The organism is Streptomyces sp. NPDC028635 (assembly GCF_040637635.1).
Classification (GTDB): domain Bacteria; phylum Actinomycetota; class Actinomycetes; order Streptomycetales; family Streptomycetaceae; genus Streptomyces.
Genome location: NZ_JBEZWX010000073.1, coordinates 1 through 12,705, shown reverse-complemented (window position 1 = coordinate 12,705; position 12,705 = coordinate 1). Strand labels below are relative to the sequence as shown.

The 12,705-nt window shown below is 74.2% G+C and carries 7 protein-coding genes; 3 read left to right on the top strand and 4 right to left on the bottom strand.

Features of this window, described 5'->3' with window-relative positions; translation table 11 throughout:
- Positions 1 to 324 precede the first annotated feature (324 nt).
- On the bottom strand, positions 325 to 879 hold the full coding sequence (locus AB0E88_RS35305; RefSeq protein ID WP_361639180.1) for a MarR family transcriptional regulator: 555 nt from the start codon (positions 877 to 879) through the stop codon (positions 325 to 327).
- Positions 880 to 1,013: 134 nt separating this feature from the next.
- Here AB0E88_RS35305 and AB0E88_RS35300 point away from each other — a divergent pair, with 134 nt between their 5' ends.
- The gene (locus AB0E88_RS35300; protein WP_361639183.1) at positions 1,014 to 2,273 is read left to right on the top strand and encodes an MFS transporter; all 1,260 of its coding nucleotides are present in this window, start codon (positions 1,014 to 1,016) and stop codon (positions 2,271 to 2,273) included.
- A gap of 28 nt (positions 2,274 to 2,301) precedes the next feature.
- On the opposite strand, the gene AB0E88_RS35295 is transcribed toward AB0E88_RS35300, so the two are convergent.
- Together AB0E88_RS35295 and AB0E88_RS35290 are read right to left on the bottom strand one after the other, a co-directional pair.
- Positions 2,302 to 3,957 (bottom strand): SpoIIE family protein phosphatase, encoded by a 1,656-nt coding sequence (locus AB0E88_RS35295; RefSeq protein WP_361639177.1) that lies wholly within the window; start codon positions 3,955 to 3,957, stop codon positions 2,302 to 2,304.
- 242 nt (positions 3,958 to 4,199) lie between these two features.
- Positions 4,200 to 5,579 (bottom strand): NAD(P)/FAD-dependent oxidoreductase, encoded by a 1,380-nt coding sequence (locus tag AB0E88_RS35290; RefSeq protein ID WP_361639174.1) that lies wholly within the window; start codon positions 5,577 to 5,579, stop codon positions 4,200 to 4,202.
- Positions 5,580 to 5,964: 385 nt separating this feature from the next.
- Between AB0E88_RS35290 and AB0E88_RS35285 the strand changes: the two genes are divergently transcribed.
- Entirely contained in the window at positions 5,965 to 6,732 is a 768-nt protein-coding gene (locus AB0E88_RS35285) for a TetR family transcriptional regulator (RefSeq protein WP_361639171.1), read from the top strand.
- Positions 6,733 to 6,965: 233 nt separating this feature from the next.
- Complete coding sequence (locus AB0E88_RS35280; protein WP_361639168.1) at positions 6,966 to 8,855, top strand: sigma-70 family RNA polymerase sigma factor; 1,890 nt, start codon at positions 6,966 to 6,968, stop codon at positions 8,853 to 8,855.
- Here the strand turns inward: AB0E88_RS35280 and AB0E88_RS35275 are convergent.
- Positions 8,842 to 12,147, bottom strand: a complete 3,306-nt coding sequence (locus AB0E88_RS35275) for a BTAD domain-containing putative transcriptional regulator (protein ID WP_361639165.1) — start codon at positions 12,145 to 12,147, stop codon at positions 8,842 to 8,844. The two genes, AB0E88_RS35280 and AB0E88_RS35275, sit on opposite strands and share 14 nt — an antisense overlap.
- Positions 12,148 to 12,705 lie beyond the last annotated feature (558 nt).

The following is a 12,705-nucleotide window of genomic DNA, read 5'->3' as shown; positions in this document are numbered from 1 at the left end:
TTCCCTTTCCGGCGGTTCCGACTCTATCAGATCCTTTCGGCGTCTGATCCCCGGTCAGCGGGGTTTGTCTTCCCGGCTGTTGGGCCGTTCCGACGTCTCAAACCTTAGCGGATCCTTCCGGCGATTCCCAATCGGGCCGCCGAGTCCCTATTCGAATTGAATTCGGGCACGCCGAAAACAATCCCGTTGGGAGATCGTGCTGGTGGTGTGAGGTGCCGCTCGAGGCGGCGGGAGGTGCCGTCGCAGAACCGTTACGGCCCCGCGGCAACCCGAAGAACTTTACGGATCGGGCAGGGGGCTGTCAAGGGCCCCCTGTCAACCTCTTTAGTCGAGGTCGGTGAGCCGGCCGCCGGCGTCCGGCTGGGCGTGCTCCACGCGGCGCAGCAGGCGGGTCAGCACCTCGTCGAGGACCGTCCGCTCGGTGGGCGTGAGGTCCTGGAGGAGCTCCTCCTCGAACACCGACGCGAGGCGCATCGCCTCCAGCCACTTCTCCCGGCCCTCGGGAGTCAGCTCCACGATCACGCGGACCCGGTTGGACTCGTCGCGTTCCCGGGTGACCAGGCCCTCGGCGACCATGCGGTCGATGCGGTGGGTCATGGCGGCCGGCGTGAGGCCGAGTCGCTTGGCCAGCTCGCTGGGTCCCATGCGATAGGGGGCGCCGGACAGGACGAGGGCCTTGAGGACCTCCCACTCGGCGTTGCTGATGCCGAGCTCGGCGGTCTGCCGCCCGTAGGCGACGTTCATGCGGCGGTTGAGCCGGGAGAGCGCCGAGACGATCTTCTCGACCTGGGGGTCGAGGTCCTGGAACTCGCGCTGGTAGGCCGCGATCTGCTCTTCGATGGTCGGCTCGGCGCCGAGCGTGCCGGGGGTGTCGCCCATGGCCGCAGTATGGCACGCCCTCCCTTTGCCTTGAAGTCCTTCGCTGTGTACTCTTTAGCTTCGAAGTTTACTTTCGAAGTCTTCACTCCTAACTAGTGAGAGAGGTGAACGTGACCAGGGAGAAGGGCGCAGCGATGCGCCGGATCCACGTGGGCAACGCACTCAGCGCGTTCGGGCTCGGCTTCACGGTCCCCTACCTGTACGTCTATGTGGCGCAGGTGCGGGGCCTTGGTGCCATGACGGCGGGGATGGTCCTCGCCGTGTTCGCCGTGGCCGCGCTGATCGTGCTGCCGTTCGCCGGTCGGGCGATCGTGCGGCGCGGCCCGCTGCCGGTCCTGCTCGCCGCCCTGGTCACCGCCGCGCTCGGAGCGCTGAGCCTCGGACTGGCGAGCACGTCGGCCGCCGTACTGCTGTCGGCGGCGGCGCTGGGGGCCGGGCAGGCCGTCATGCAGCCGGCGCTGGCGACGATGATCGTGGACTGCTCGACCACGGAGACGAGGTCCCGGGCGTTCGCGATGCAGTTCTTCCTGCAGAACCTGGGGCTCGGCATCGGCGGGCTCATCGGCGGGCATCTGGTGGACACCTCGCACGTCTCGTCGTTCACGCTGCTGTTCGCGATCGAGGCGGCGGTGTTCCTGCTGCTGGTCGTGGTGATGGCGACGGTGCGGATACCGCACGCGCCGAAGATCGAGGACGCGCCCGCTTCGGCCGGGGGCAGCTGGAAGCAGCTGCTGGGCAACCGGGCCATGGTGCAGCTGTGCGTGCTGGGCTTCGTGCTGTTCTTCGCCTGCTACGGACAGTTCGAGTCCGGCCTGAGCGCCTACGGCGTCGAGGCCGCCGGGATTTCGACGTCCGCGCTGGGGACCGCGCTGGCCGCGAACACCGCGATGATCGTGGTGGCGCAGTTCGCCGTGCTGAAGTTCGTCGAGCGTCGCCGGCGTTCCCGGGTGATCGCGGCCGTGGGGCTGATCTGGGCCGTGGCGTGGGTCGCGGCCGGGTACGCGGGGCTGGGGCACGGCAGCCAGGAGATGGCGACGGCCGCTTTCGTCTCGACGTACGCGCTGTTCGGGCTGGGTGAGGCGATGCTGTCGCCGACGGTGGCGCCGCTGGTCGCCGATCTGGCGCCGAGCGGTCTTGCCGGGCAGTACAACTCCGCGTTCGCTCTGGTCAAGCAGCTCGCCCTGGCCGTCGGTCCGGCGGTGGGCGGTCCCATGGGTGCGGCGCTGCACGCGCCGTACATCGTGACCTTCCTGCTGTTCTCGCTGGCGATCAGCGTGCTGGCGATACGGCTGGGGAGCCGGCTCACCGAGGTGCAGGACCAGCCGTGGCGGGCCCGCAGCCGGGTGGTCCAGCGCGGTGGGGCGCCGGCCGACGCGGTGACCGCGGACGCGTAAGCGCGGCCGGCTGCCGCGCGCGCCGGTCCTACGTCTTCGGCAGGGCGAACTCGCACCACACGGCCTTGCCCCCGCCGGGGGTGCGTCTGCACCCCCAGTTGGAGGCGATGGTGGCGACGATGGCGATGCCCCGGCCCGACTCGTCGGCCGGTTCGGCGCGGCGGCGCCGGGGCAGGTGGTCGTCGCCGTCGGTGACCTCGACGATCAGCCGGCGGTCGGTGCGGCGCAGGCGCAGCTTCATCGGCGGCGTGCCGTGCTGGAGGGAGTTGGCGACCAGTTCGCTGGCGGCCAGGACGCCGAGGTCGTGCAGTTCGGGCGGGAAGCGCCAGCTGGTGAGGACACCGGAGGCGAAGGCACGCGCGCGGGGAGCGGCCTCGACACCGCCGAGGAGTTCCAGGGCGGCGTTGCGGAACAGTTCGCCGGCGGGGCCGGTGCGCGCGGGGTGCTGGAGGACCAGGACGGCGACGTCGTCGGCGTGGTCGGCGGTGACGCCGGCGGAGCGCACCAGGCGGTCGCAGACGACCTGGGGGGTGCCGGTGGCGCCGGCCAGGGCGCGCTCCAGGGCGGCGATGCCCTCGTCGAGGTCCTCGTCGCGGCGTTCGACGAGGCCGTCGGTGTAGAGGACGGCGGTGGAGCCGGGGGTGAGCGGGATGGAACCGGAGGTGTGCATCCAGCCGCCGGTGCCGAGCGGCGGGCCGGTGGGTTCGTCGGCGCGGTGCACGGTGCCGTTCTCGTCGCGCACGAGGATCGGCAGGTGGCCCGCCGAGGCGTACATCAGCCGGCCCTCGTTGGGGTCGTGGACGGCGTAGACGCAGGTGGCGATCTGGTTGGCGTCGATCTCGGTGGCCAGGCCGTCGAGGAGCTGGAGCACCTCGTGCGGGGGCAGGTCGAGGCGGGCGTAGGCGCGCACCGCGGTGCGCAGCTGGCCCATGACGGCGGCGGCGCGCACACCGCGGCCCATGACGTCGCCGATGACGAGGGCGGTGCGGCCGCCGCCCAGGGTGATCACGTCGTACCAGTCGCCGCCGACGGCGGCCTCGGTGCCGCCGGGGTGGTAGGTGGCGGCGATGCGCAGGTCGTCGGGTTCCTCCAGTTCCTGCGGGAGGAGGGAGCGCTGGAGGGTGACGGCGGTCTCTCGCTGGCGGCGTTCGCTGGCGCGCAGGCGTTCGGCGGCCTCGGCGTGGTCGGTGACGTCCGTGGCGAAGACGAGCACCCCGGGGCCGCCTCCGTCGCCTTCGGTGACGGGGGTGCAGGTGAAGGTGTAGGAGCGGCCGTCGGGGGCCTTGCGGGACTTCAGGGTGCGGGGCCGGCCGCTGCGCAGGACCTGGTCGAGCAGGGGGAGCAGGCCGAGTTCCTTCAGCTCGGGCAGCGCGTCGGCGGCGGGGGCACCGGCGGGGCGGGGGCCGAAGGCCGCGCTGTAGGCGTCGTTGACGTGGGCGAGGCGGTGGTCGGGGCCGTGGACGAGGGCGACGAGGGCCGGGACGCGGTCGAGGACCGCGCGCACGGACAGGTCGTCGACGGCCGGGACGTCGGCGGCGGGCGTCGTCCCGTCGGCGGGCTGCTCGGCGCGGGCCGCGGGGACGGAGCCGTCGCTCCGCCGGTCCGCGGTGGTCGTGGCGTCGGTCCGCGCGGCGGCGCGGCGCTGCGTTCCGGGGAGCCGGGCGCTCCAGCGCGTGAAGTTCACGAATCCTTGCCTCGTGTAGTCGTCGTCGGCCGGCTCCGGGGCCCGGCCTGGGCTCTCGGGGCCGGGCGGCGGTGGCCGCACATTGTTGCAGCACCCGGGACATGCAGCACTTGGGGACAGCCTCGCATTGAGTTCGCGGACGGGTGGCGGCCCGCCCGGGCTCGGTGATCAGTCTTGCAGGGTGGCCGTCCGGGCCGACATCCGTCAGACGCCTCGGTGGCCGGGGGAGTTCCTGGGTCCGGCTAGTTGGACCCCTTCGGGTCGTTCTTCGGATGGTCGGAAGGCTTTCCCCCGGCGGCCAGTTCGAACTCCGCGCGGGGATGTTCGAGTGAGCCGAGGGAGACGATCTCCCGTTTGAACAGTCCGGACAGGGTCCATTCGGCCAGCACGCGCGCCTTGCGGTTGAAGGTGGGCACGCGGCTGAGGTGGTAGGCGCGGTGCATGAACCAGGCGGGATAACCCTTGAGTTTGCGCCCGTAGACGTGTGCGACGCCTTTGTGGAAGCCGAGGGAGGCGACCGAGCCGACGTACTTGTGCTCGTACGTCTGGAGGGGCTGACCTCGCAGGGAGCGGACGATGTTGTCGGCGAGGACCGCGGCCTGCCGTACGGCGTGCTGGGCGTTGGGCGCGGTCTCGGTGCCGGGTTCGGCGGCGGTCACGTCGGGGACGGCGGCGGCGTCCCCGGCGCTCCACGCGTGCGGGGCGCCGTCGACGGTCAGTTCGGGGGTGCACTTGAGCCGGCCGCGCGCGGTCAGCGGCAGGTCCGTGGCGGCGAGCACCGGATGCGGTTTGACGCCGGCCGTCCACACGAGTGTCCGGGTCGGGAAGCGGGCGCCGTCGCTGAGGACGGCGACGCGGTCCACGCAGGACTCCAGGCGGGTGTTCAGGCGGACGTCGATGTTGCGGCGGCGCAGCTCGGTGACGGCGTAGCGGCCCATCTCCGGGCCGACCTCGGGCAGGATCCGGTCGGACGCCTCGACCAGGATCCACTTCATGTCCTCGGCGCGGACGTTGTGGTAGTAGCGCGCGGCGTAGCGGGCCATGTCCTCGAGTTCGCCGAGGGCCTCCACGCCGGCGAAGCCGCCGCCGACGAAGACGTAGGTGAGGGCGGCGTCGCGGATCGCGGGGTCGCGGGTGGAGGAGGCGATGTCCATCTGCTCGATGACGTGGTTGCGCAGCCCGATGGCCTCCTCGACGGTCTTGAAGCCGATGCCGTGCTCGGCGAGGCCGGGGACGGGCAGGGTGCGCGAGACGGAGCCGGGGGCGAGGACGAGTTCGTCGTACTGCAGGTGCTCGGGGGGCGTGCCCTTGTCCTCGGTGGCGAGGGTGGCGACGGTGGCGGTGCGCGCGGCGTGGTCGACGGCGGTGACCTCGCCGATGACGATCCGGCAGTCGGGCAGGAAGCGGCGCAGCGGCACGACGACGTGCCGCGGGGAGATCGCTCCGGCCGCGGCCTCGGGCAGGAACGGCTGATACGTCATGTACGGGTCGGGCGTGACGATCGTGATCTCGACCGCGCCTTGTCGCAGCTCCCCTCTGAGCTGCTTCTGCAGGCGCAGGGCCGTGTACATCCCGACGTAGCCGCCGCCGACAACGAGAATGCGCGCACGTTCCTTCACCATCCCATGACGCACCCGGCGCTGCCGTTTGTCCACAGGCCCGGCGATTTGTGTGACCGGGAGCCGGGGATGCCCAGGCATGGCCGAAACGTCGGACTCGGGGGCAGCTGTGCAGGTCAGCAGGTGTGCGCCGGGGTGCGCCGGGGGGTGTTTTCGGGACGTATGCGGCCCGTACTCCGATCGGGGGGCGCTCCGTGCGGAACCTGCCCCTTCTGAATTGACTCCCTCTCAACTATGTTCGTGTCACGACGGGGTGTCCTGGGGGAGGCGCTCATCGGGCCCGAGAGGTATCGCACGGCCGGGCCCGGGCACGCGATGCTTGTCCGCGCGCCCCGGCGCGTATCTAGGGGAGTCTCCGGGGGGAGACGTCATTACCGGGGGATCATTCATGCACATTCAGGACTCTCACTGGTCGTCCGCATCCGCTCTGGCCGCCGGCGGGGCGGTGAGCGCGGCGGGGGGTCACGGGCGCGGGGAACCGGCGCGGAACACGCCGCTGCGGGTGGACGCCCAGCGCAATCTGGAGCACGTGCTGCGGGCGGCGCGCGAGGTCTTCGGCGAGCTGGGGTACGGCGCGCCGATGGAGGACGTGGCGCGGCGGGCGCGGGTCGGCGTCGGCACGGTCTACCGGCGTTTCCCGAGCAAGGACGTGCTGGTGCGGCGGATCGCCGCGGAGGAGACGGCCCGGCTGACCGAGCAGGCGCGTACGGCGCTCGGCCAGGAGGACGAGCCGTGGTCGGCGCTGTCGCGTTTCCTGCGCACGTCGGTCGCCTCGGGCGCCGGGCGGCTGCTGCCGCCGCACGTGCTGCGGGTCAAGGTGGCCGAGGAGCAGGTGCTCGCGGCGGGCGCCGGTGCGGTGCCGGACGAGGCGCGGGTGCCGCAGCAGCGGTCGCAGCCGGCCGCCGGCGAGCTGCGGCTGGTGCCGGAACAGGGCATGGAGGACGACGCCGGTGCGTCGGCGCTGCTGGAGGTCGTGGGCCGGCTCGTGGAGCGGGCGCGCGCGGCGGGCGAACTGCGGCCGGACGTGTCCGTGTCGGACGTGCTGCTGGTGATCGCCACGGCGGCGCCGTCGCTGCCGGACGCGGCGCAGCAGGCGGCGGCCTCGGCACGGCTGCTGGACATCCTGCTGGAGGGGCTGCGCTCGCGTCCCGTCTAGCGGGTGTCCGCCGGGGTGGGCACGTTCGGGCCACTGGCGTGCCCACCCCGCGCAAGCCCTGCGTCAACGGCGTTCGTTGAGTCTTCCCCGAACGAGTGATGTTCAGTACCGCCATGCGCCAAGTCCGCCCGGACGAGTGGTTGCCGCGCACTGCCGGGCCACGGCCGAAAGCCGGTATGGCACGCTGACCCGGTGTTCGGGACCGGGTGGGCAGGCGGCGGGGGCTTTCCGCGATGAGCGTTGACGGGCGGGACGAGTCACTCGACGGCGAGGACGCACAGGCCGGCGGCCCGGCCGCACCCCAGGTGCCGCCCCAGAGCAAGCGGAATGCGGTGCCGCGCGGTGCCCACGCCGACGGTGTTCCGGCCCAGCGGGAGTGGCGCGAGGGCAGCGTGCTGCCGCCGCCGCGCCCGGTGCCCCCGTCCGACGCCGACCTCATCGAGCGGATGCGCTCCGGCGACGACTCCGCTTACGAGGAGCTGTTCCTCCGGCACGCCGACGCCGTCCGCCGCTACGCCCGCACCTGCTGCCGCGACGCGCACACCGCCGACGACCTCACCGCGGAGGTCTTCGCGCGCATGCTGCAGGCCGTGCGCGGCGGCTCCGGCCCTGAACACGCCGTCCGCGCCTATCTGCTGACCTCCGTGCGCCGCGTCGCCGCGCACTGGATCCAGTCGGCCAAGCGGGAACAACTCGTCGACGACTTCGCCGCCTTCGCCCAGCAGGCCGCCCGTTCCTCGGAGGTGGCCGACGACGACACCTTGGACCTGGGCGCCGATGTGCGGGCCATGCACGAGGCCGAGCAGTCCATGGCCATGCAGGCGTTCCGTTCGCTGCCCGAGCGCTGGCAGGCCGTCCTGTGGCACACCGAGATCGAGGACGAGTCGCCGAGCGAGGTCGCCGTCCTGTTCGGACTGGACGCCAACGGCACGCGCGTGCTGGCCAGCCGCGCCCGGGAGGGCCTGAAGCAGGCCTACCTCCAGGCCCATGTGTCCACCGCCCTGGCCGGCGACGAGGAATGCGCCCGCTACGCCGACCAGCTCGGCAGCTACGCCCGGCGCAAGCTGCGCACCCGCGCCGAACGGGGTCTGCGCAAGCACCTCGAGGAGTGCGCCAGGTGCCGCCTGGCCGCCAGCCAGATCGAGGAAGTCGCCGGCGGCATCCCCGCCGTGGTCCCGGTCGCCGTCATCGGCTGGTTCGGTGCTGCCGGGTACGCCAAGGCGGTGGGACTCGTCGCCGGGGGCGCCGGAGCGGGTGCGGCCGGCGCCGCGGGCGCGGCCGCGGCGGCCGGCGGCGGCTCCTCCGGCTCGGCCGGGGGCGCTGCGGCGGAGGGCCTGGGGGCGCCGGTGAAGGCCGGCATCGCGGCCGGTGTGGTGGCGGTCGCCGCCGCGGCGGTGGCGCTGGCCCTCGTCGGCGACGACAGCCCGGCGAGGAAGCCCGCGGCGGCGCCGCCGCCCGTGTCCACCCCCGTCGTACGGCCGCAGCCGCCCACCCCGGCCCCGCCTCCCCCGCCCCGGCCCGCCCCGCAGCCGGTGGTCGCCGAACGGACCCCCACCCCGTCCCCGACGCCGACCCCCGCCCCGAGCCCCCCGCCGAAGCCGAAACCGAAACCGAAGCCGGTACCCGCGCCCCGCCCCAAACCGGCGCCGACCCCCACCCCGGCGCCGCCCCCGCCCCCGCCGCCGACCCCGGCCGTCTACGAGTGGAACGAGCTGTCGTACGACGTCGCCGGTGACGGCACCGAGCCGGAGATGCGTCTCGCCGGCAGCAGCTGGGTGTGGCAGCGCCACGGCCTGTCGATCGGGGGCAAGCAGTACGACCGCGGGGTGAGCGTGCACGGCGACTCCTCCGTCACCATCGACCTGAACCGGTCGTGCACCGCCTACGACGCCCTCGTCGGCGTCGACGACATGACCCTGAAGCTCGGGAAGGTCTACTTCTCCGTCTACGCCGACGGGGTGCGGCTGTGGCGGTCCGGCAGGATCAAGGGCGGCGACAGCGCCGTACCCGTCCATGTGGACCTGACCGGCCGCAGGACCGTGACCCTGGTCGTCGAGCCGCACAGCCACTTCGACAGCCTGGCGGTCGCGGACTGGGCCGAGTCGAAGTTCAGCTGCGGATAGAGCAGGCGGCCCCCGCCGGGAAGCGGACCACGGCGGCGTCCAGCGCCTCCAGGACGTCGCCGGCGGTGAGAGTCGCGCCGCGTGCCCGCTCGGCGGCGTACGCGGCGGCGGGGAGCCCCGCGCGGGCCGCGTCCTCGACCCGGACGGCGGTCGCGCGCTCCGGTTGCGGGCGCGGCCGGCCGTCACGCCAGGCGTCGGAGGCCGCCAGCAACCGCAGCGCACCCGGCAGATCGCCCAGCCGCGCCAGCAGATCGGCGGCCATGTCGGCCAGCGAGGAGGTGACCACCTCCGAGCAGTGCGCCGCCAGGGCCTCCCGCAACGCCTCGGCGAGCATCGGCAGCCCGTGCTCGGGGCCGGACTCCGCGGCCGTGACCAGGGCCCCGACCGCCCGCAGCACGGCCAGGAACTGCGGGGGCGGAGTGCCGTTGCCGATCTCCGCGTCGGCCGCCCGCCACAGCTCACGCGCGGCGGGGAGATCGCCGTCGTCCAGGGCGAGCTGGGCCCGCAGCAGCAGGATGAACGACCGGGAGTCCACCACCGCGTACCGGTCCGCCGCCTCGCCCGCCTCGTCCAGAGCGCGCAGGGTCGCGGCCCGGTCGCCGGAGCGGTAGGCGATCTCGGCGAGCCGCGCCAGCAGGAAGGGCGACTCGGCGAGCGCCCCGACCTCGCGGGCCAGCCGCAGCGCCTCCTCGTACTCCGCCCTGGCCTCGGCGAACCGACCGCGCGCCATGGCCGCCTCGCCGACCGCGCTGCACACCTGGGCCCGCATCCAGCGGTCGCCCGCGCGCCGGCTGAGCGTGCGCAGCTCGGCGAGGTCCTGATCCAGACCGGCCAGGCCGCCGGAGGAGTCGACGACCGTGTGGGCACGGAACATCAGGGCCACACCGAGCTCCCAGTCGCCGCCGTGGGCCCGGCAGTTAGCGACCGCCGCGTCCAGGGCGGGCCGTAGGTCGTCGCGGCTGCCCAGATGGAAAAGGGTGATCGGCCACACCAGGCCCGGCAGCCGGGCCGCCTGTGGGCCGCCGCCCTCGAACGCGCCCCGCACACGCGCGAGGTAGCGCTCGAACCGCTCGTCCCGCAGCAGCCGCTGCCCCGCCTCAGACTCCACGGTGAGGAACAGGTGCAGCATCCTCAGGGCCATCCGCAGCGAGTGCAGCGGGTGGCGCGTCTCTCCCTCCGGCGCGTCGAGGAAGGCGCCCACCGGATCCACCCGGGCCGTCCGAGCGCGCAGGTCCTCCCCGCCGTCCTGGCCGGGCGCGGGAAGGGAGTCCCGTGCGGCACCCAGGCGCAGGACGCGGTCGGCCCAACCGGTGCCTTCCTGCCGGTAGTTGCGCAGCCACCAGAACCACCCCATGGCGAGGACGAGCGCGGCCGCCTCCGCTTCCTCGCCCTCGGCGAGAGCGCGGTCCAGCGCGGCCCGGATGTTGTCCAGGTCGCTCTCCAGGCGGGCGATCCACCGCAGCTGATCGGCGGAGCGCAGCCGGGGGTCGGCCTCCTCCACCAGTGCGCGCACCCAGGCGCGGTGGCGCCGCTCGGCCTCGGCGCGCTGTGCGGGGTCCTCGGCGGCGCGCTCCGCGGCGTACTCGTGGATGGTCTCCAGCATGCGGTAGCGCATACCTCCGGAGCCCTCCCGCTCGTCCGGGGTCGCGACGACGAGGGACTTGTCGACGAGCGCCCCGATCAGCTCCGTGGCCGGGCCGGAGCACACGGCCTCGGCCGCCGCGAGGTCCCAGCCGCCCGCGAACACGGACACCTCGCGCAGCACCGTCCGCTCCTGCTCGTCGAGCAGGTCCCAGGACCAGTCGACGACCGCGCGCAGCGTCTGCTGGCGGGGCAGGACCGTGCGGCTGCCGGAGGTGAGCAGGCGGAAGCGGTCGTCGAGCCGGTCGGCGATCTGCCGGGGGGTCAGCAGACGCAGCCGGGCGGCCGCCAGCTCGATGGCGAGCGGCAGCCCGTCCAGGCGCCGGCAGATCTCCGTGACGGCCTCCGTGTCCGCGAGCGCCCCGGCGTCGGGACGGACGGCGGTGGCGCGCTCGGTGAACAGGCGGCGCGCCTGGTCCGGCAGGAGGGGCTCGACGGGGCGCACGGACTCGCCGGGGACGCCCAGGGGTTCACGGCTGGTGGCGAGGATCGTGAGCCCGGGGCAGCGGGTCAGGAGCGTCTCGGCGAGGGCGGCGGCCGCGCCGATGAGGTGTTCGCAGTTGTCAAGGATCAGCAGCTCGCTGCGCGGGGCGCAGTGCTCGACGAGCAGGGCGACGGGGTCGTCCTGCCAGGGCGCCGACTCGTTGGTCATCAGCACGGTCTCGCGCAGACCGAGCGCGCTGACCACCGCGTCCGGCACCGCCTCCGGCCGGTCGAGCGGCGCCAGCTCGACCAGCCACGCCTCAGGGAGGCCGGCGGCGGTCTCCTCGGCGAGGCGGGTCTTCCCGGATCCGCCGGGTCCGGTGAGCGTGACCAGACGGGCCGTGTGCAATGCGGAACGGATGGCGGCGAGCTCGGGTTCCCGTCCGACGAAACTCGTCAGCCGGGGCCGCAGATTGCCGGTCGGGCGCGCCTGGGGAGCCGGGGCGGCCGCATCCGACCGGAGCAGTTCCGCGTGGAGGGAGCGCAGTTGCGGGCCCGGGTCGGTGCCGAGGCCGTCGGCGAGGGTGCGGCGGGCGGACTCGTACGCGGCGAGCGCGTCGGCGGTGCGGCCCGTGTCGCGCAGGGCGCGGATGAGCAGGGCGTGCAGCGGCTCGTCGTACGGATGCGCGGTGGTGAGTTCTCTCAGCTCCGGTACGGCGTCGGCGGCACGGCCGAGCAGCAGCCGGGCCTCGGCCCGGGCCCGGGTCGCCTCCCGGCGCAGGGCCTCCGGGCGGGCGGCGGCGGTGCGGTCGGGGAGGTCGGCGAACGCGGGCCCGCGCCACAGCGCGAGGGCGTCGTCGAGGAGGCGGGCGGCGGTGCGGGCGTCGCCGCTGTCCAGGGCGCGGGTGCCGTCGTTGACGAGCCGTTCGAAGACGTACAGGTCGACGTCGTCGTCGGCGGCGGTGAGGCGGTAGCCACCGGGGTCCGATACGACGGCGTCCTTGCCGAGGGCGCGGCGCAGACGCCCGACGAGCGCCTGCAGGGCGGCGGGGGCGTCCTGCGGCGGGGCGTCGCCCCAGACCTCGTCGATGAGGGTGCCGGGTGCGGTGACGCGGCCGGGGCGCAGGGCGAGCGCGCAGAGCAGCGCCCGCAGCCGGCTGCCGCCGAGGCCGACTGCCCGGCCGTCTCCCTCGTCCACTTGGGCAACGCCAAGGATTCTGTACCGCACGCAACCATTGTGGTCTGCGCCCGGCTACGCCCCCGGCGCCACGGTGGGCTACGCGCCCGGCGTTACGTCGGGCTGCGCGCCCGGCGCCACGGTGGGCTACGCGCCCGGCGATACGTTGGGCTGCGCGCCCCGGCGCCACGTTGGGCTACGCGCCCCGGCACCACCTTGGGCTACGCGCCCCTGCGTCACATGGGGCTGCGCGCCCCGGCGCCACGTCGGGCTGCACGCCCGGCGTTTCATCGCCCCCGGCGCCATTGCCGGCCGGGGGTTGGGGCGCTCCCCGGCGCTGGCGGGGTGCCGCTGCGCCCACCCGTGCCGCCCCAGCGGCACGACTGCCCGCAGCTATGTCGGCATGGCGGCCGCCGCAGCGCCGCGGGACGGCGACCCGCAACCCGCGCCCGCCCGGCGTTACGGCCCCGCCCGGCGATACGGCACCCGCCGTCCACCACGCCGCCGGTGCATGGGCGTGCGCCACGGCGTCGCCGCAGGCGCCGACGGCGGGGAGGGGACGGGGTGGGGGGTGTCCGCCCGCAGCGGCCGGCACCGGCACAGGGCGCC

Bases quoted from the DNA above. Each gene is read 5' to 3' on its own strand.
- AB0E88_RS35285 (WP_361639171.1), top strand. From the start codon at position 5,965: ATGCACATTCAGGACTCTCACTGGTCGTCCGCATCCGCTCTGGCCGCC.
- AB0E88_RS35280 (WP_361639168.1), top strand. From the start codon at position 6,966: ATGAGCGTTGACGGGCGGGACGAGTCACTCGACGGCGAGGACGCACAG.
- AB0E88_RS35290 (WP_361639174.1), bottom strand. From the start codon at position 5,579: ATGGTGAAGGAACGTGCGCGCATTCTCGTTGTCGGCGGCGGCTACGTC.
- AB0E88_RS35305 (WP_361639180.1), bottom strand. From the start codon at position 879: ATGGGCGACACCCCCGGCACGCTCGGCGCCGAGCCGACCATCGAAGAG.
- AB0E88_RS35300 (WP_361639183.1), top strand. From the start codon at position 1,014: ATGCGCCGGATCCACGTGGGCAACGCACTCAGCGCGTTCGGGCTCGGC.